The 18782-nt window shown below is 37.3% G+C and carries 19 protein-coding genes and 1 pseudogene; 12 read left to right on the forward strand and 8 right to left on the reverse strand.

From position 1 onward, the window contains the following. Positions 1-19 precede the first annotated feature (19 nt). Together cydB and cydA are read right to left on the reverse strand one after the other, a co-directional pair. The gene (cydB, locus tag KFD70_RS08425) at positions 20-1048 is read right to left on the reverse strand and encodes a cytochrome d ubiquinol oxidase subunit II (protein WP_336450554.1); all 1029 of its coding nucleotides are present in this window, start codon (positions 1046-1048) and stop codon (positions 20-22) included. Next, a pseudogene (gene cydA, locus KFD70_RS08430) lies at positions 1038-2383 on the reverse strand (cytochrome ubiquinol oxidase subunit I). The gene cydB and the pseudogene cydA overlap by 11 nt, the downstream one beginning before the upstream one ends. A 222-nt stretch (positions 2384-2605) precedes the next feature. Here cydA and KFD70_RS08435 point away from each other — a divergent pair. Beyond that, entirely contained in the window at positions 2606-3169 is a 564-nt protein-coding gene (locus tag KFD70_RS08435; protein WP_336450553.1) for a beta-class carbonic anhydrase, read from the forward strand. On the opposite strand, the gene yidD is transcribed toward KFD70_RS08435, so the two are convergent. Further along, positions 3166-3402 (reverse strand): membrane protein insertion efficiency factor YidD, encoded by a 237-nt coding sequence (gene yidD / locus KFD70_RS08440; RefSeq protein WP_336450552.1) that lies wholly within the window; start codon positions 3400-3402, stop codon positions 3166-3168. The genes KFD70_RS08435 and yidD overlap by 4 nt on opposite strands. 326 nt (positions 3403-3728) lie before the next feature. On the opposite strand from yidD, the gene luxS reads away from it, so the two are divergent. Then, positions 3729-4202: an S-ribosylhomocysteine lyase LuxS gene (gene luxS / locus KFD70_RS08445; protein ID WP_336450551.1), complete on the forward strand. Its 474-nt coding sequence runs from the start codon at positions 3729-3731 to the stop codon at positions 4200-4202. Positions 4203-4287: 85 nt separating this feature from the next. Here the strand turns inward: luxS and KFD70_RS08450 are convergent, their stop codons facing one another. Continuing rightward, the gene (locus KFD70_RS08450; RefSeq protein WP_431613119.1) at positions 4288-4845 is read right to left on the reverse strand and encodes a helix-turn-helix domain-containing protein; all 558 of its coding nucleotides are present in this window, start codon (positions 4843-4845) and stop codon (positions 4288-4290) included. Between the two features lie 256 nt (positions 4846-5101). Between KFD70_RS08450 and dapA the strand changes: the two genes are divergently transcribed. From dapA to KFD70_RS08480, 6 genes are all read left to right on the forward strand, one after another. After that, entirely contained in the window at positions 5102-5998 is an 897-nt protein-coding gene (gene dapA, locus KFD70_RS08455; protein WP_336450549.1) for a 4-hydroxy-tetrahydrodipicolinate synthase, read from the forward strand. Between the two features lie 19 nt (positions 5999-6017). Continuing rightward, positions 6018-7502, forward strand: a complete 1485-nt coding sequence (locus tag KFD70_RS08460) for an aldehyde dehydrogenase family protein (protein ID WP_431613120.1) — start codon at positions 6018-6020, stop codon at positions 7500-7502. Positions 7503-7585: 83 nt separating this feature from the next. Next, positions 7586-8890 carry an MFS transporter gene (locus KFD70_RS08465; RefSeq protein WP_336450547.1) on the forward strand — a complete coding sequence of 435 codons (1305 nt, stop codon included), beginning with the start codon at positions 7586-7588 and terminating at the stop codon, positions 8888-8890. Positions 8891-9194: 304 nt separating this feature from the next. Continuing rightward, the gene (locus KFD70_RS08470) at positions 9195-9512 is read left to right on the forward strand and encodes an HAD family hydrolase (protein WP_174100110.1); all 318 of its coding nucleotides are present in this window, start codon (positions 9195-9197) and stop codon (positions 9510-9512) included. A gap of 85 nt (positions 9513-9597) precedes the next feature. Continuing rightward, positions 9598-10077 carry an antimutator 8-oxo-(dGTP/GTP)ase gene (mutTA, locus tag KFD70_RS08475; RefSeq protein WP_336450546.1) on the forward strand — a complete coding sequence of 160 codons (480 nt, stop codon included), beginning with the start codon at positions 9598-9600 and terminating at the stop codon, positions 10075-10077. Positions 10078-10528: 451 nt separating this feature from the next. Beyond that, positions 10529-12739: an N-acetylmuramoyl-L-alanine amidase family protein gene (locus KFD70_RS08480; RefSeq protein WP_431613121.1), complete on the forward strand. Its 2211-nt coding sequence runs from the start codon at positions 10529-10531 to the stop codon at positions 12737-12739. 297 nt (positions 12740-13036) lie between these two features. On the opposite strand, the gene KFD70_RS08485 is transcribed toward KFD70_RS08480, so the two are convergent. Next, entirely contained in the window at positions 13037-13699 is a 663-nt protein-coding gene (locus tag KFD70_RS08485) for an HAD family hydrolase (protein ID WP_431613122.1), read from the reverse strand. Between the two features lie 264 nt (positions 13700-13963). On the opposite strand from KFD70_RS08485, the gene KFD70_RS08490 reads away from it, so the two are divergent. Then, positions 13964-15088, forward strand: a complete 1125-nt coding sequence (locus KFD70_RS08490; protein WP_431613123.1) for a recombinase family protein — start codon at positions 13964-13966, stop codon at positions 15086-15088. A 170-nt stretch (positions 15089-15258) separates the two neighbouring features. Further along, complete coding sequence (locus KFD70_RS08495; protein WP_431613124.1) at positions 15259-15486, forward strand: hypothetical protein; 228 nt, start codon at positions 15259-15261, stop codon at positions 15484-15486. Positions 15487-15543: 57 nt separating this feature from the next. On the opposite strand, the gene KFD70_RS08500 is transcribed toward KFD70_RS08495, so the two are convergent. From KFD70_RS08500 to KFD70_RS08510, 3 genes are read right to left on the reverse strand one after another with little or no spacing between them, the layout of a single operon-like run. After that, a complete protein-coding gene (locus tag KFD70_RS08500) occupies positions 15544-16350 on the reverse strand; it encodes an ABC transporter permease (RefSeq protein ID WP_336450542.1) in 807 nt (268 codons plus the stop codon). Beyond that, positions 16343-17107 (reverse strand): ABC transporter ATP-binding protein, encoded by a 765-nt coding sequence (locus tag KFD70_RS08505; protein WP_336450541.1) that lies wholly within the window; start codon positions 17105-17107, stop codon positions 16343-16345. The genes KFD70_RS08500 and KFD70_RS08505 overlap by 8 nt, the downstream gene beginning before the upstream one ends. Positions 17108-17118: 11 nt before the next feature. Next, positions 17119-18069: an ABC transporter substrate-binding protein gene (locus tag KFD70_RS08510; protein WP_420792325.1), complete on the reverse strand. Its 951-nt coding sequence runs from the start codon at positions 18067-18069 to the stop codon at positions 17119-17121. A 175-nt stretch (positions 18070-18244) separates the two neighbouring features. Here KFD70_RS08510 and KFD70_RS08515 point away from each other — a divergent pair, with 175 nt between their 5' ends. Both KFD70_RS08515 and KFD70_RS08520 read left to right on the forward strand, forming a co-directional pair. After that, positions 18245-18541 carry a DUF3986 family protein gene (locus KFD70_RS08515; protein WP_336450539.1) on the forward strand — a complete coding sequence of 99 codons (297 nt, stop codon included), beginning with the start codon at positions 18245-18247 and terminating at the stop codon, positions 18539-18541. A gap of 1 nt (position 18542) precedes the next feature. After that, positions 18543-18776, forward strand: a complete 234-nt coding sequence (locus KFD70_RS08520; protein WP_431613125.1) for a hypothetical protein — start codon at positions 18543-18545, stop codon at positions 18774-18776. The last annotated feature ends 6 nt before the right edge of the window (positions 18777-18782 follow it).

Consider the following 18782-nt stretch of genomic DNA (forward strand, 5'->3'; position numbering starts at 1 on the left):
TTTGAGTGCCTTTTTTATTCTAGTGATACCCTTTCGCAGAGTCTTTATGAATTTTTTCTTTAAAGATTGTGTAGCTCCATAATTGATATCCGATAACAATCGGTACCATTACCATTGCGACGAAGAACATAATTTTTAAGTTTAATTCACTGCCTGCTGCTTGGTATAACGTTGTACTATATGCATCGTTAATGCGTGATGGTAACATTCTTGGGAACATACCTGCAAAGCCAGTTGTCATAAACATTGCGATTGTTAGACAAATAAATGTGAATGCAAGACCAATTTTATGTTTGTAGACCATAATAATTGCTAGGACACTCATTAGCATCGCAAGCGCCGGAAGAATGAATAATGCAGGATATTCCGTAAAGTTTTGGAATAAGTTTGTACGGTTTGCAGTTGCCACATAGAAGATGGCTAAAAGACTCGCCGCTGCCATTGAAAATGGTTTTGCGATTTTATAAGCACGTTCTGATACTTCACCAGATGTTTTAATCATCACCCAAAGTGCGCCGGATACGATAAAGATTGCGGTGAAGAAGAGACCACCTAAAATACCGTAATGATTTAATAGGCTGAATAATGTTCCTTCGTAACCATCTTTTCCGATTTGCAGTCCGTAGTATAGGTTTGCAAATGTCACACCGAATAAGAAGGCGATAAGGAAGCTGCCAATTGCAAACGCCCATTTACAAGTACTTTGCCAAACTGGTGAATCGTCTTTGTGCATAAATTCAAGCCCTGCTGCACGAGCAAAAAGAGCAAGTAATACTAAAAATAACGGTGTATATAAGTAGCTAAACATATTTGCATATGTGATTGGGAAGGCAGCGAATGTTGCACCGCCTGCTGTAATTAACCATACTTCGTTACCGCCCCAGAACGGTCCGATTGCTTCTTGCATTTGATTTCGTTCTTTTCGATCTTTCGTAACGAATGGGAAAATCATTCCGTTACCAAGTGCATAGCCATCGAGAATAAAGTAAACTGTCCAAATCACGCCCCATAAACCAAACCAAATGACTGCAAGCATATCATGAGACATGAGCTGCACCTCCCTTAGTAGGTTCTTCTAATGCTGCAGGTCCTTTTTTCGCGAACTTCAGCATTAAATATACATCGGCAATTAAGAGCAATGTGTAGAACAATACTAAACTAATTAATGAGAACCAAATTTGTGGAACGGAAATTGGTGAGACAGCCTCAGCTGTGCGCATCAATTTGTATACCGTCCACGGCTGACGACCTGCTTCAGCAACAATCCATCCAGCGTTAATCGCAACATATGGAAGTAAGACAGACCACATTGTAATTTTTAAGAAACGTTTTGAGTTTTCTAGTTTTCCTTTACGGTTTAAATAGAAACCAAACCAAGTTAATGCCATGAAGAATACGCCAAGTGCAACCATTAAACGGAAGCTATAGTAAACAAGGTTTACATTCGGACGATCTTCTTTCGGAATATCTTTCAAACCGACAATTTCTCCGTCAAATGAGTTTGTATAGAAGAAGCTGCCGAGTTTTGGAATTGTTAATAATTCAAAGTTCTCCTCATTCTTCACATCGGGAATTTGGATGATTGAGAAGCCTTGACCTTTACCAGTTTCCCAAACTGCTTCCATTGCAGCGCCTTTTGCAGGTTGCATTTTCGCAGCGAAAGCACCGGATTGGTGACCGATGAAAGGTATTGCAGTTGCTGCTAATAATCCTAAAACTAACCCAAATTTAAATGACTTTTTAAAGAACTCCACATCGTTTTTACGTAATAGATGGTACGCACTGATTGCCATAACGAAGAAAGCACCAACGATATAACAACCAACAACTGTATGGAAGAAGATGTGCCATGCGTAAGGATTGGTAACAAGTGCCCAGAAATCATTTAATTCAGCGCGGCCGTTACGCACCACGTAGCCAACAGGGTTTTGCATAAATCCATTTGCTGTAATAATCCAAAGCGCAGAAATATTTGTTCCAAGTGCAACCATCCACATACAAAAAGCACGGAACTTTGGTGAGATTTTATCTTTACCGAATAACCAAATTCCCATGAAAGTAGATTCTAAGAAGAAAGCAACAAGTGCTTCGATTGCGAGTGGTGAACCGAAGATATCCCCATGTATTTTGAGTACTCTGACCAGTTTGTCCCAAATTGGAACTCCATCGTAATACCGGTTATAATCCCCATTACGAAGTTGATCGTAAATAGCTTACCCCAGAAATTCGCCATTTTTCGATAAGTGGGATTTAATGTACGTGCATATTGTGTTTCCATACACGCTACTAAAATAACAAGTCCGATTGTCAAAGGTACAAACAAAAAGTGATGAAAAATAGTAATTGCAAATTGAAAACGACTCAGTAACAGAACGTCGGACATAATAAAGATTCACTCCTTTTTAACATTATCTACATTTAGTTTATAGTGGAAATATGAGCAAAGTAGAGAAGAGTTGTTACAGAGGTGTGTGGATATTATGAAAGAATTATGTCGATTATCTGGAAAATTGTATATTTGCAATAAAGTAATATCCTTTTGGGATTTTTTAGATTTTGGTAAACTAAGTATGTAGTGGAAATGAAAGAAAAGAGGTTTTTTACTATGAAGTCATTAGAAGAGATTTTGCAGTACAATGAAAAATTTGTTGCAGAGAAAAAATATGAAGAGTATGAGGCGGGGAAATTTCCAAACAAAAAGATGGTAATCATTTCTTGCATGGATACACGTCTTGTTGAACTATTACCAAAAGCGATGAATATGCGTAACGGTGATGTGAAAATTATTAAAGTAGCGGGCGCTGTTATTTCGCATCCATTTGGAAGTATTGTGCGCAGTGTATTAGTTGCTGTATATGAACTTGGCGCAGATGAAATATGCGTTGTTGGCCATCATGACTGTGGTATGGCAAAAATACAGGCAAGCAGTACAATTGAAAAAATGAAAGAGCGCGGTGTGACAGAAGCCAACTTAGATACACTTCAATATTCTGGAATTGATTTAGATAAATTTTTACAAGGATTCTCTAGTGTGGAAGAAAGTGTAGAGCATAGCGTTTCTGTACTTCGTAACCATCCATTACTTCCAGAAGAAGTACCGGTTCATGGGCTTGTCATTCACCCTGATACAGGAAAATTAGATTTAGTTGTGAACGGCTACGAAGCTTAAGGTTTTACTTTGTCATCCTTTTTATCTGGGACTGGATCAAATCCTCCTGGATGAAAAGGATGACATTTTAATATACGTATTAGTGTGAGCCAGAATCCTTTGAAAGCACCGTGTTTTTGAAACGCCTCTAATCCATAATGAGAGCATGATGGATAAAAGCGACATGTAGGTGGTGTCATCGGAGAAATAAATTTTTGATAAAAGCGTATGATTCCGATAAAAATCTGTTTCATAATGGTCTCCCTTCCAGCATATTCTTCTAGTATTATAGCATGAGGGCTCTATATATAAATCCATTTTGATTTTTCGACATATGAGCTGCGGCTATGAAAGTAAAAATAATTCTCCACTTATTTCCTCTTTTTGTTTTCACACGGCATGGGGCGAAAAAAGGCACTGACCGCTTCTATGCATGACCGGATGCTCTCTCTCATCTGAAAAGAATGGTTTGATGTTCTTCGTTTTTTAACTTGGATTTATATATTACTTTACTAATTCGGATTTCCGTTATATCATATTGGATATAACGGAATTAAAATTAAAGCGGGAGAGATGTTGTATGCCATCAGTAGAAAGCTTTGAATTAGACCATACGATTGTAAAAGCACCTTATGTAAGACATTGTGGTGTTCATAAAGTAGGTAGCGACGGTATTGTGAATAAATTCGATATTCGTTTTTGCCAACCAAATAAACAAGCAATGAAACCAGATGTCATTCATACGTTAGAACATTTATTAGCATTTAATTTACGTAAATATATTGATCGTTATCCGCATTTTGATATTATCGATATTTCACCAATGGGTTGTCAAACAGGATATTATCTTGTGGTAAGCGGGACACCAACTGTTCGTGAAATCATTGATTTATTAGAACTTACATTACAAGATGCGGTTCAAATTACAGAAATTCCAGCTGCAAACGAAACGCAGTGTGGTCAAGCGAAGCTTCATGATTTAGAAGGGGCAAAACGCTTAATGAATTTCTGGTTAAGCCAAGATAAAGAGGATCTTGAAAAAGTATTCGGATAAAAAATGAGGAAGCTGCCTGTGAAAAGGCAGCTTTTTTAGTTCTTGGGTATGTCATATCGAATGGTCGATATATGTGACGAAAAAGTTATTTCTGAAAGAACATCGGAGGTGAGCTTACAAATAAAAACTTAGCCAGCTTTTCTGTATGATTAAACCAATTATGTGGTGTAGCAGATTCCATATGAATGCTGTCGCCAGGATGTAGATCATGCTCCTCGTTTTCTAATAGAATGGTGAGTACACCTTCTAATACAAACACGAATTCTTGCCCGTTGTGAGAATACGGATTCCCTTTTTTTTCACCAGGATGAAGTGTCACTAAAATTGGCTCAAAATGTGGATTTGAAACACTTCCAGAAAGGTTCGTGTAAATAAAATGAGAGTAATTTACATGTTCTTCATTTTGCTGCCTGCGGCGTATGATACTTGTATTTGTTTTTTGCTCAGCTGTAAAAAAATAACTTGGGCTGACATGAAGTGCTTCTGATATTTTTTTCAATGATTCTAGTGTAATAGAAGATTTCGAACGCTCTACTTGAGAGATAAAACTGATAGATAGATCTGTTTTTTCAGAGACTTGTTTTAATGTCATTCTTTTTTCTAAGCGTAGCGCTTTAATTTTGTTTCCGATATTTTCGTCCATATGATAATCCCTCGACTAATATATTAGATAGAATTTTTCTTATGAAAAAAGTGTAAAGGAAAGTTTTGAGTTTTGCAAATTGTCATTAAATAAAAATTCAGAAAATTATATTAATATGTTGTAAATCTATTTCCTCTGCATTATAATGACCGTAAGTGTATAGATGATATGAAATTCGTTTTTTTTACGAAATAAATTGAAGTGCCACTTCAATTTATTTCACGTTTAGTTAAATTTAGTGATGGGAGGAAGAAACATGTATCAAACATTTAAAGGGGCATATCCAGTTATTATTACACCGATGAACCAGAATGAAGAGGTTAATTGGGAAGGCTTAAAGAAAAATATTGAGCATTTTATCAGTGAAGGAGTAGCTGGTTTAGTTGTGAATGGAAGTACAGGAGAGTTCGTTAGTTTAACAAAGGAAGAACGTTTCAAAGTTGTGGAAACAGCGGTGGAACAAATTAACGGACGTATTCCGCTTCTTGTTGGAACGGCGGCTGAAACGACAAAAGAAGCGATTGAATATACAAAGCAAGCAGAAAGAGCTGGAGCAAGCGGTGCATTACTCATTAATTCATACTACGCCCATCCGAAAGAAGAAGAGATTTACGAACACTTTAAAGCAGTAGCGGAATCTGTTCAGTTTCCAATCATGATTTATAATAATCCATTTACATCGGGCGTGGATATTAGTACAGAAACGATTCTACGCGTCGGTCGTGATGTAGAAAATATTACGCATGTAAAAGAATCGAGCGGTGATATTCGTAAAGTGCGTGATATTACGAGAAAAGGAAAAGGGGATATTGAAACATTCTGCGGTGCGGATGATTTAGTATTAGAATCCTTTTTAGTTGGGGCAACAGGCTGGATTTCAGTTGCGGGTAATGCGGTGCCAAAACTTGTAACGGAATTATTTGATGCAGTGCAAAATAAGGAACTAGAGCAAGCGTGGGAGTTATACGATAAAATTTTACCGCTCTGTAGCTTTATTGAAGAGTCTGGGAAATATGTTCAAATCATTAAGAGGGTCATGGATTTAAAAGGGCAAGCTGGTGGTCCATCTCGTAAACCACGCCTGCCATTAACAGAGGAAGAAGATCAAAAGTTACAAGGGATTTTAGAAAGTCTATTAACATTGCAAAAATAAAAAGAAGGGAGAGAGGAGTATGCTAACGGCAAATCAAGATTTAAAATCGAAAGTTCAAGCGTTTCTAGATGAAAAAAAGGAACTATTCATCGATGGAAAGTTTGTTCCGGCAGTGAGTGGAAAAACATTTGACGTTTGGAATCCAGCGACAGAGGAAGTGCTTGCTGTCGTAAGTGAGGCAGGAGAAGAAGATGTAAATCTCGCAGTGAAAGCTGCACGCAAAGCGTTTGAAGAAGGAGATTGGTCAAAAATAAGTGCAGCAGAAAGGGCCCATTTCATTTACAAACTTGCAGATTTAATTGATGAAAATAAAGAAGAGTTAGCGCAACTTGAGGCATTAGACAATGGAAAGCCGTATAAACAGGCGCTTGAAGATGATATTGCAGGTACGGTTGATCATTTCCGTTATTATGCAGGATGGGCGACAAAGATTCTTGGGCAAACAATCCCCATTTCACCGGAATATTTGAACTATACACGCCATGAACCGATTGGCGTTGTTGGGCAAATTATTCCGTGGAACTTTCCATTATTAATGGCTGCATGGAAGTTAGGGGCGGCACTTGCGACAGGGTGCACAATTGTTCTAAAGCCAGCAGAGCAAACACCGCTCTCTCTTCTATATACAGCGCAGTTATTTAAAGAAGCTGGATTCCCAGATGGCGTAGTCAATTTCGTTCCAGGATTTGGCGAAGGTGCTGGTGAAGCAATTGTGAATCATCCGGATATCGATAAAGTTGCTTTCACAGGATCAACTGTGATTGGAAAAGGGATTATGCGTAAAGCGGCTGAAACGACAAAGCACGTCACATTAGAGCTTGGCGGGAAATCACCGAACATTATTTTAGAAGATGCCGATCTTTCTAAAGCAATCCCTGGGGCATTCAACGGCATTATGTATAACCATGGGCAAAACTGTAGTGCAGGTTCGCGTGTATTTGTTCATCGTAAGCATTATGAACAAGTTGTTCAAGAATTAGGGGAAATGGCGAATGAAGTGAAGTTAGGGCACGGATTAGACCCTGAAGTAGAAATGGGACCGCTCGTATCGAAGAAGCAACAAGAACGCGTACTGGCTTACATTAAGAGCGGCATAGAAGAAGGTGCAAAACTGGTAGCGGGCGGCGTGAAGGAATTTGAAAAAGGGTATTTTGTAGCGCCAACTGTATTTGCAGATGTAACCGATAATATGAAAATTGCGCAAGAAGAAATCTTTGGACCAGTTGTTTCTATTTTCCCTTTTGATGAGATAGAAGAAGTCATTGAACGAGCAAATCATACACCGTACGGACTAGCAGCTGGCGTATGGACGGAAAATGTAAAAACAGCACATCAAGTTGCAAACCAATTAAAAGCAGGTACAGTGTGGATTAATAGTTATAACTTAGAAAATGCTGCATCGCCATTTGGAGGATATAAACAATCTGGTATTGGCCGTAAAATGGGTTCGTATGGGCTTGATAATTATACAGAAGTGAAGAGTATTTGGGTGAGTTTGGAGTAGTTTGAGAGAAGGATATGGATACCATATCCTTTTTCTATACAAAAATATATGTCTGTTTTTTGTTCAAAAAGGGAGGCTGAATGATGGAGAGGGGAATAAATCCAAAACTAGATGTGCATCCAGCTGACACAACAAAAAAGTTTAGATGGACTGTTGTTTTTTGGCTTTTGGCAGGTGGGATTATTAATTATTTAGATCGCACGAATTTATCAATTGCTACTCCCGAAATTATGAAAGATTTAGATTTCACAAAAACACAGATTGGCCTATTAGGTACGATATTTGCTTGGGTATATGCAACGATACAACTGCCAGCTGGTTGGCTTATTGATAAATACGGAGCAAAAAGAATTTATTTTATTGCTATTATGTTATGGAGTGTAGCCACTGCTTTAACAGGTATTCTCAATAGTTTTTTCATGTTTATTATCGCGCGTATTTTACTCGGGATAGGAGAAGCACCCTGTTGGCCAACGGGAGCAAAAATTACTTCTGAATGGTTTCCGAAGAAGGAAAGGGGACTGGCGACCGGAATTTGGGATTCAGCTTCAAAATGGGGACCAGCTATCTCACCGCCGATTCTTATTTTTTTCATGGTGACATTTGGCTGGCGCGGCCTCTTTTTTGTAACAGGATTAATTGGGATTATTTTCGGTATTATATTTCTTATGTTTTATCACGAACCGAAGAAAAGTCGTAAACTTTCAAAAGAAGAATTAGATTATATTCAATCTGACAGTATAGAAGAATCAGAGGTAAATCAAAAGGGAAAAATTAAATGGGGGAAACTATTTACGTATCGTACGATGTGGGGGCTTATTCTAGGGTATTTTTGTACCATTTGGAGCTGGAATATCTTTCTCGTATTTTTACCATTATACTTGGTCGAATCCTATCATATTTCTTTAACAGAACTAGGAATTTATGCGAGTATTCCTTACTTTGGAGGGGTGTTTGGAAATATATTTGGTGGCTATCTTACTAAAAAAATGGTGGATAAAGGAATGGCTTCACCTATTAATTCAAAACGTATGTTAATTAGCATTAGTGCAGTTTTAACAGCAATCGTCCTCATCATTCTGCCATTTGTACATGATATTGTATCTACAGTTGCACTCATGACGTTAGCTATCTGCTTTATTTCTTCTATTACAGGTGGGGCTTGGGCACTTGCTGGTGATGTAGCTCCTGCATCTTCCGTAGCCTCTGTGAGTTCGATTCAAAGTTTTGGTGGGTACTTTGGTGGAGCATTCTCTCCTGTTGTTGCTGGAATGATTGTTGATACAACGGGTTCTTACGCATTAGCGTTTATCTCTGGTGGAATCATTGCTGGATGCGGGGCGCTTTGTTATTGGTTTATTGTGAGAAGGCCAATTGAGGTTAGGTGAGTTCCTGCTAACAGATGAAAAAAAACTTATCCCTTCTTTAACATATTTTCCGAAAAGAAGTCCCCTTCCTCAAGGAGCGAGAAGGGCGTGGCCCAGCGAGTAGGTGGGGGATGAAGGAGCAATAAAAGAGAAAGTCTGTTTGAAGCCCCCACTTCAAACAGACTGTAAGGTCGTTAAGTGGTGGGTAGTTCACTCAAATAGAACCCTCCTTTTCTCCATTTTATCATTAAACGAAACTTCGTTTTACATAAATTTGTAATTGTTGAAAACACTAGAAATTAAAAGGGTGAAAGAAGGGTGTTATATGGAGAACAAGAAAACTTATTATATATCAGTAGGAAATGGACAGATTTCGCAAGTGAAAACGGCAGATACATATAGCTTTGAAATTCAGGCAAATGATGAGGAAATTATTCAGCTTCGGGAGTATTTCGATCAAGCATACCGCGAGGACTTGGGCTCTTTTGTACGTTCTCACGTTCCATATGTTGAGTATCATCATGACTCAAATAATGATCGATATGATGCTGAGCTGCAGAAAGCATATCAGATGATTTATGATTTAGGCAATCATGAAACGAAAGAATTAGTCGCGCAAATGGGAATAATCAATGGATTATAGTTGGATAACATTATGCATATGAATGCGAATTGTGCTACAATTTGTGGTAGGAAAAACTTGTAACCATCTATAGGGGAGTAATGGCATGTACAAATTTAAAGATTATTACCACAACACTGTACAATTATCGTTTGAACGTTACCCATTTTCTCCTGAGCCAAAGCATGTTTGGGTTGTATGCCGGTACGGGGATCAATGGTTATTAACGCATCATTTACGTCGCGGTCTTGAATTTCCAGGTGGTAAAGTAGAAATTGGGGAGACACCGGAAGAAGCGGCAGTCAGGGAAGTTCATGAAGAAACCGGCGGCATTGTTTCTGAATTAACTTACTTAGGACAATATAAAGTATCTGGAAAAGACAAAATAATCATTAAAAACATTTATTTCGCAACAATTAGTGCAGTAGAACAACATACGCACTACGAAGAGACAAAAGGGTCTGTTCTATTAAAAAACATTCCTGATAATATTAAAACTGATAGAAAATTTAGCTTTATTATGCGCGATGATGTACTAGCGCGTACGATGAAACATATAGAAGAACTCGGCTGTTTTACGAAGTAAAGGAGCCGAGTTCTTTTTTGTTATTAAAATTATACTTATTTCGGTATATATTCCAGTGAAGTATTTGTAATATAATGCTACCAATGTATATTCGTGGAAAGGATTGTATGAAGTGTTAAATGAGATAGAAACAAAAAACTCAAAAAGGAATATTCATCTTTTTAATTGCATTTAAAATATTGATATTATAGCATTATAATTAAATTGAATTGTGGAAATTAGTTGTATAGTAATACCTAATTATGGTAGATTTTGAGGACTTGACTTATGGCAATCTCTAAACTAAAAGGCCCTATGTAGTCATATCGCACTACATAGGGTCTTAAAATGTTTGAGGGCTGCTTTTTTTATTTACTATTTTTATAGAATAAAAATGTTGAGTCTTTTATTATCTTACTAGAATTAGATTTTTTATTTTTAAATCAATCAAGTAAGGAAAGGTGAACTGCACATGTTGAAAAAGACTGTAGTAGCTGTTTTAACATTAGGCTATGTGTTTAGCCCGATGCAAACTTTGGCAGAAACAGAAAATGAACAGCTACCTTCGGAACAAACAACTAGCACTGAGCAACGAGAACAATCTAAACAGCAAGAACCAAAGGAAGTGCAGACAAGCATAACAAGAAAGTCTGAAGATGAAGGTACAGCGAGTGTAAAAAGTGAACAATCACTAGATACTAGTGAAATAAAAACGAATGAGACGAATGTAAAAAGTGAACAATCGCTAGATGCTGGCGAAATAAAAACGAATGAGACGAATGTAAAAAGTGAACAATCGCTAGATGCTAGCGAAATAAAAATGAATGAGACGAATGTAAAAAATGAACAACCACTAGTTACTAGTGAAATAAACCAGGTGAATGTTAAAACAGTACAAGAAGCACCTAAAACACAAAGAGGTTGGGTAAATATAGATAATAAGTGGTATTATATTCAGCCAGATGGTACAAGGAAAACAGGGTGGCTGCAAGAAGGAACAACATGGTATTATTTGCAAAAAGATGGAGTAATGAAAACAGGTTGGTTGCAAGAAGGAACAACGTGGTATTACCTGCAAAGTAGCGGAGCAATGAAAACAGGTTGGCTACAAGAAGGGACAACGTGGTATTACCTGCAAAGTAGCGGAGCAATGAAAACAGGCTGGCTACAAGAAGGAACAACGTGGTATTACCTGCAAAGTAGCGGAGCAATGAAAACAGGCTGGCTACAAGAAGGAACAACGTGGTATTACCTGCAAAGTAGCGGAGCAATGAAAACAGGCTGGCTACAAGAAGGAACAACATGGTATTATCTGCAAGGTGACGGAGCAATGAAAACAGGCTGGTTGCAAGAAGGAACAACGTGGTATTACCTGCAAAGTAGCGGAGCAATGAAAACAGGCTGGCTGCAGCTTGGAGATAGAAAATATTATTTCGAAAGTAATGGAGCGATGAGAACAGATTGGCTGCAGCTTGGAGATAAAAAATATTACTTCGAAAGCGATGGAGCAATGAAAACAGGCTGGCTGCAGCTCGGGGATAAAAAATATTATTTAGAAGGCGATGGAGCAGCGAAAATAGGCTGGCTACAGCTCGGGGATAAAAAATATTACTTCGAAAGTAATGGAGCAATGAAAACAGGCTGGCTGCAGCTTGGGGATAAAAAATATTACTTCGAAAGCGATGGAGCAATGAAAACAGGCTGGCTGCAGCTTGGGGACAAAAAGTATTATTTAGAAAGCGATGGAGCAGCGAAAACAGGCTGGCTACAGAAAGGAACAACTTGGTACTACTTCGAAAGCGATGGTGAGATGAAAATAGGCTGGTTGCAAGAAGGAGCTGCTTGGTACTATCTAGGAAGTAACGGAGTAATGAAAACAGGGTGGTTGCAGGAAGGCGCAACATGGTATTACCTGCAAGGCAATGGAGCAATGAAAACAGGTTGGCTACAGGAAGGAACAACTTGGTACTATCTGCAAGGCAATGGAGCGATGAAAACAGGTTGGCTACAGGAAGGCGCAACATGGTATTACCTGCAAGGCAATGGGGCAATGAAAATCGGATGGTTAGAAGAGAATGGTAAGGTATACTATTTTGACACAAATGGTGTTTGGATAGAAAACCCAGTCATATTTGGTAAAACAATTATAGTGGATCCAGGTCATGGGGGATATGATTCAGGGACATTATATGAAAGTATATATGAAAAAACGATTGCCCTGCAAGTAGGATTGAAGTTAAAGAGTTTACTAGCTCAAAGTGGTGCAAATGTTGTGATGACGCGAGCAACAGATATTTTTATTCCATTAGAAGATCGTGTTCATATTTCAAATGAAAACAAAGCAGATATTTTTGTTAGTGTACATGTAAACTCAGCTGATACGACTGTGGCAGAAGGAATTGAAACATTATATAATTCGGAACACCCAAAAAGTAAAGAAGTACTTAATTTAGCAAATGCTGTACAGAATGCTTTAATTAAAAATACAGGTGCCAAAGATAGACGCATAAAAGATCGACCAGATCTTCGTGTGTTAAAGGCTGATAATAGTGCACCGCCTATATTGGTAGAAACAGGATTTTTATCAAATGTGAATGAAAGAGTAAAATTGACTTCTGACAAATATCAAAATATATTGGCACAATCAGTGTTTGAGGGAACTTTACAATATTTTTCTAATTAGAGGTAGCGTAACATCACGATTAAGTTAGGAAAAAGAAATACACTATTAAAATAAAAAAACGTCATTTTTTCTCTAGGATTAGGAAAGGATGGCGTTTTTATTATAACTTTAGCTTTGTACTAACATGAAAAGTGAATTTTTAAGGTTGATGACCTATTTATCCCGCACTAACGGGCAGTAATACTCCCACCTTAAAATTCGGTGAAAGCAAAGAAGTTAGGTGGGAGATAAACTGCCCGTAAAAGCCCGATTGGTGAGGGCTAATAATCAGTGGGCGATGAAGAAAACTCCCACTGATTAAAGTTTCACTTTATAGAAAAAAAGTACTTCAAGCAAATCTCTAGCCACACGAGAATGCTCAAACCCCTCCCAAAATGAATCCCTCTTCCAAATAGCGGTAATGCCGGCATTTTCAGCTCCAATTACATCATTTTCAGGATGATCTCCAACATAGATACATTCCTTCGCTGTTACATTTAATTGTTGAAGGGCACGTTCAAAGATAGCTGGATGAGGTTTCTTAATGCCTTCTGCTTCCGAAATAAGAATTGTATTTGTATAAGTATGTAGCTGTAAGGCACAAAGATTGTTCATCTGGAATTCGGTAAAGCCATTTGTGATAATTCCGATTGCGATATTTTGATTTTGCAGTTGTTGTAGCAATTCATGCATATTTGGAAAAGGAATGCAGTGATTTTTGAATTCTGTTATGTAGTCATGCAGGAGTTGATCGGCTGTTAGAGTTGTAATGTTATATTCGTTGAGCAAAGTAGTATATACTTTATCCTTCCAAGTGTAGCCGTTATTATCAAGCTGAATGAAACGAGTGCAATACTCGTTTTTTTCTATCTCAGTAAAATGCCCTGTGTAACGTTCATATTGATCGCTAATCAAACTCTCCAAAGATTGACGTCGATCTAACAATGTTCCATCTAAATCAAATAATGCAGCGCGTATCATCATACATTCCCCCTCAAAAAGTAAAAAACTCCCTAAAAATAATTATCGCATATTTGTCAGAAAATGATTACCCGCTATTTGCGGGCAGTAATACTCCCACCTTAAATTTTAAGTGAAAGCAAGGGAGTTAGTTAGGTGGGAGATAAACTACCCGTAAAAGCCTGATTGGTGAGGGCTAATAATCAGTGGGGGATGAAAAAATTCCCCCACTGATTAAAGTTTCACTGTATCATATCTTTGTAGAATGGAATAATGGAGGTTTATATGAGGAAGGTTTGTGGAAAGCTATTATGTTTTATCTTAGCAATTGGTGTTACAGCAGGGTGCAGTAAAGAGGTAAGAGTTGCGGAAACGAAAGATATATGCAAAACCGAAGATGAATGTACGAAGCTTGGAGATGCTATGGTTCAAAAAGTATATAAAAAAATGGACAGTCTGTCTCAGCTGGAAGAACCAGAGGAAGATGTAAAAGGCTTGGAAGAAAATACAGAAGAGAACGCTGGAAAGAAAGACAACATGAAAGAAGCAGAACAGAAGAAAGATGATGATGAAAACTATTTCTTTTTAGCATCTTACTATATTAATGAGGAAGAAATCGTAGCTCCTTATTTTGAAAAACTAGATAAGAAGCGTTTACAGAAAGTGTTTGCGGATGATATAGAAGCGAAGGAAGAAATAATTGAGCAGCATGAAGATAGAGATTATCATGAAACGCTGTGGGGAATTTATCGTACGTTAATTCCGTCTAAGTATCGAGAGAATATAAAAGAATTTGATATTGTGACAGATGGATACGATGGAATTGTTGCTCATGTAACTCCTAGTATGGAGAATCCGAAAGATTGGGTGTTAAGTTTAGATACGCTTGATTCAGGTGTGAATATAGATGAAGTAATGAAGACATTAATACATGAGACTGCTCATGTATTAACGCTTAGTGATAAACAAATTCCAGTAGATGAAAAGTATGTAAAGGCATTTGAAGCGGAGAAAGATGTTTCTTCCTATCAAAATAAGTGTAAAAATCTTTTCTTGCAAGAAGGGTGCGCGAAAGCAGATTCGTATATTAACAAATTCTATGATTCTTTCTGGAAGCCAATTGAAAGTGAATGGAAAGAAAAGCAAATTGAAACAGATGAAGAGGCGCAAATACAATTTTTTGAAGAAAAGCATGATCAATTCGTTTCTGAGTATGGAACAACAAATATAGCAGAGGATATTGCTGATACATTTACAGCATTCATCTTACAAGATTCAAAGAAAGTGAAGGAGGGACAAGAACTGAAATATAAAAAGATAGCATTCTTCTATCAATATCCGGAGCTTGTCAAAATGAGAGCTGAAGTATTATCTGGATTATATGAGGTTTCACAACAATTAAAAGAATAAAAGTAGCAAAAGCAACCCAAATATAATTAGGTTGCTTTTTTTACGTAGAAGAAGGAACTAGAAATTTCAAATAGAATAGAGTATAAAAGATTAATTGTCACAAAATTGACACAATTAGAATATACATAGTAGAGATGTAATGAATTTATTCTCAAGGAGGTAGAAATCGTATGAAAACCATTCTTGCTATTGCTGGTCTTATTTGGGTCATGTCGCATGGGTTTCCGATTTTCGAGGGAGAGCAAATTCGTACAGCGTTAAATAAACAATTTAATGAGTATCATGTTATAGATCGACAAGATAATATTGTAAAGGTACGTGTGAAAGATTGTTTTCATACGGTCACGATTCAAGGAAGCACTGTAGTTAACGATACAAAAGTATGTGATCAACAATAAATATATGAATTCAATTTACAATAAAAAAGAAGCTGACTCCATCATGATTATTTGGAGTCAGCTTCTTTTTCTTTTCCCTACAAGTAATTTTTCAAATCCTTCAACAAATACATACATCAGAGTAGCTAGGACACATGTCAGTAAGACACTCAGCAGTACAAGTGTAAAATTAAACACTTGGAATCCATAGCTAATTAAATAACCGAGCCCTTGTTTGGAAACGAGAAGTTCTCCGAAAATAACACCAACCCATGATAATCCAACGTTTACTTTTAAAGTTGAAATGATAGCTGGAAAGGAAGAAGGTAAAATAACTTGTTGATAGGTTTGCCATTTATTAGCCCCAAACGTATCCATTACTTTTACATAATTCGAGTCCACTTCTTGAAATGCACTGTAAATAACAAGAATGGTGATGATGATGGAAATAATGACGCCCATTGCGATTGAAGAGGAGATATTTGGGCCGAAAATAACGATAATAATTGGACCAAGTGCTACTTTCGGCATCGCATTTAACACAACAAGGTATGGATCTAATACACGAGCGATAAGAGGTATCCACCAAAGGATGGTTGCGATAATTGTCCCGAGCACTGTCCCGAGAATAAATCCAATACTTGTTTCTAATAATGTCGTCCATATGTGAATCCAAAGTGATCCATCTCCCCATTTGCTTAAAAATAGTTCCCAAATGCTTGAAGGAGAGCTGAAGAGTAAAGGATCAATCCACTCTTGTTTACTAGAAATTTCCCATAATACAAAGAAGAGAATAAGAAGTAGTAATTGTAAAGAGGCAACTATCCAAGTGCGCTGGCGCTCTTTTTTTCGAAACTGTTCATGTAGTTGTTTTATTTTATCCAAGGTTCTCAAGCTCCTTCCATATGGCTTGAAAAAGAGCTGGAAACTCAGGGTGGTGTCTTGCCTCTAATGGTGGTAGAGAGCGAATGCTTTCTGGTACGATAAATATTTTGGCAATTTTGCCAGGGTTTGATCGAAGTAAGTAAATACGATCACTCATTGCGATAGCCTCTTCGATGTCATGGGTGACGAGAAGGGAAGTTTTCTTATACTTGTGTAATAAAGTAAATACGAGATTCTCTAATTTTAATTTCGTTTGATAATCAAGGGCTGAAAATGGTTCGTCAAGCAAAAGAATTTTCGGATTTGTCGCAAGTGTACGAACGAGTGCCGCCCGTTGGCGCATACCACCGGATAATTCTGAAGGATATTGTTTTTCTATGCCTTGCAGGCCTACTTGCTTTAAAAGTTGCAATGTATGTTCTTTCGTTTCTTGTCCGTATGTTTTTGTAATATGCAATCCAAGCATAATATTTTCTTCAATTGTTTTCCAAGGAAACAAATAATCTTGTTGAAGCATATACCCCATTGAATCTGTGGGTTTTATTACTGGTTTATTATCCACAAAGACCCTACCTTCAATTGGCTCTAGTAGTCCTGCGATAATAGAAAGGAGCGTTGTTTTACCACAGCCACTTGGACCGAGAAAGGATATGAATTCTCCTTCGTCTACCTGTAAGTTAATATCTTCAAGGATGAGCCGGGCACTTTTCTTTGAAAAAAAACATTGAGAAACGTGAGATATTTGTAAGAAACCCATTGTATTCGCCTCTATTTCTTAATAACACTTTCGGCAATTTTTGTATTAACGAGCGCCTCATGTGGAATTTCTTTTTGTAGTTCACCAGCTTCTTTCATAATTGTTTGTAGTTGTTTCCATTCTTCCGTATCTAATAATGGGTTTGTGGCATACGAATGTTGCTTTTTATAGCGTTCGATTACTTTTACCGTAATATCTTTTGAAGTATCTTTAAAAAGTGGTGTAACAGTCTCGGCAATTTCTTCTGGACTATGTGTATCTACCCATTGCTGTGCTTTATATAATGCGCGCGTAAATTTTTCGGCTGCTGCTTTGTCTTTCTTTAAAAAGCTTTCTTTTGCCATAAATGTTGTGTAAGGAACGGTTCCAGATTCAGAACCAAAGGAAGCGACGATATAACCCTTTCCTTCCTTTTCAAAAATGCTTGCGGTTGGTTCAAACAGCTGGACAAATTCTCCTGTACCGGATGCGAAGGCATTAGCGATATTCGCAAACTCAACATTTTGAATTAAATTTGTATCTTTGTGCGGATCAATACCATTTTTCTTCAAAACGTATTCTCCAACCATTTGCGGCATACCGCCTTTACGTTGCCCGAGGAAAGTAACGCCCTTCACATCGTTCCAATTAAAGGAGTCTAACTTTTTACGTGAAACTAAAAATGTACCATCCGTTTGTGTGAGTTGTGCAAAGTTAATAATCGGATCTTTTGCTCCTTGTTGGTGAACATAAATGGATGTTTCAGAACCGACAAGTGCAATGTCAATTCCACCAGATAACAGCGCAGTCATCGTTTTATCGCCACCAGCTGTCGTTTGTAAATCAATATCTAACCCTTCATCTTTAAAAAATCCCTTTTCAATTCCAACATAGAGCGGGGCATAGAAGAGGGAATGGGTAACTTCACCGATGCGAATCTTTTGCGTCTGCTTCTTCGTATTGTCTTTTTTACTACACGCCACAAATGTAAAAACAGTGAGTACAAGTATACAAAAAACAGCTATAAATTTTTTCAATAGGTGCCACCTCCTAGAAATGAATCTATTTCCATAATATGTAGAGAAGTGCCTAGATGTGAGTGGACATAGGAGGAATTTTTTGGATGATAAAGAAGTACAAATATAAGGGGTGATAAAAATGAAGTATGAATATGATGATAGCCTGCATTTACATCTTGATTATTTTGGAGAAGAATATGATGTGGAATCGATTGCTTATAAAAGAAAATATGAAGATGTGTGGGATGTATTTTTTAACTTTGCTTTTTATGGGATCCAGCAAGTTGAATTAAAGGAAGACGCATACATGGATGCGTACTCAGGATATCATGTTTTTTCTGTACAGGCCCATGATTTAAGCTGGGAATTTGGAAGTGCCAAGTTTGAAGAATGGATTTTAGAGCATCGGATATTAGAGAAGGTAGTACAAAAATAAGGTGAGTGACTTTCTCGTTTTGTTACTTATATTTGTAGCAGGTTGTATGATATTACAGTTACTTTCTTATCGCTTTGCCAAAAAGAATATCCATAAATATAAGGAAGTAAAACTTATGCATATGTGGCTAGATATGCATGTAAAGAAAGGGCCGAAATTAGATTTTGGTGATTATACATTTATACTAATTGTATGTATCATATGGAAAATTTGGTTGTTTCCTCTCATAAGGTAAAATCTA

Origin of the sequence: Bacillus pfraonensis, assembly GCF_050768835.1 — a bacterium.
Classification (GTDB): Bacteria; Bacillota; Bacilli; order Bacillales; family Bacillaceae_G; genus Bacillus_A; species Bacillus_A pfraonensis.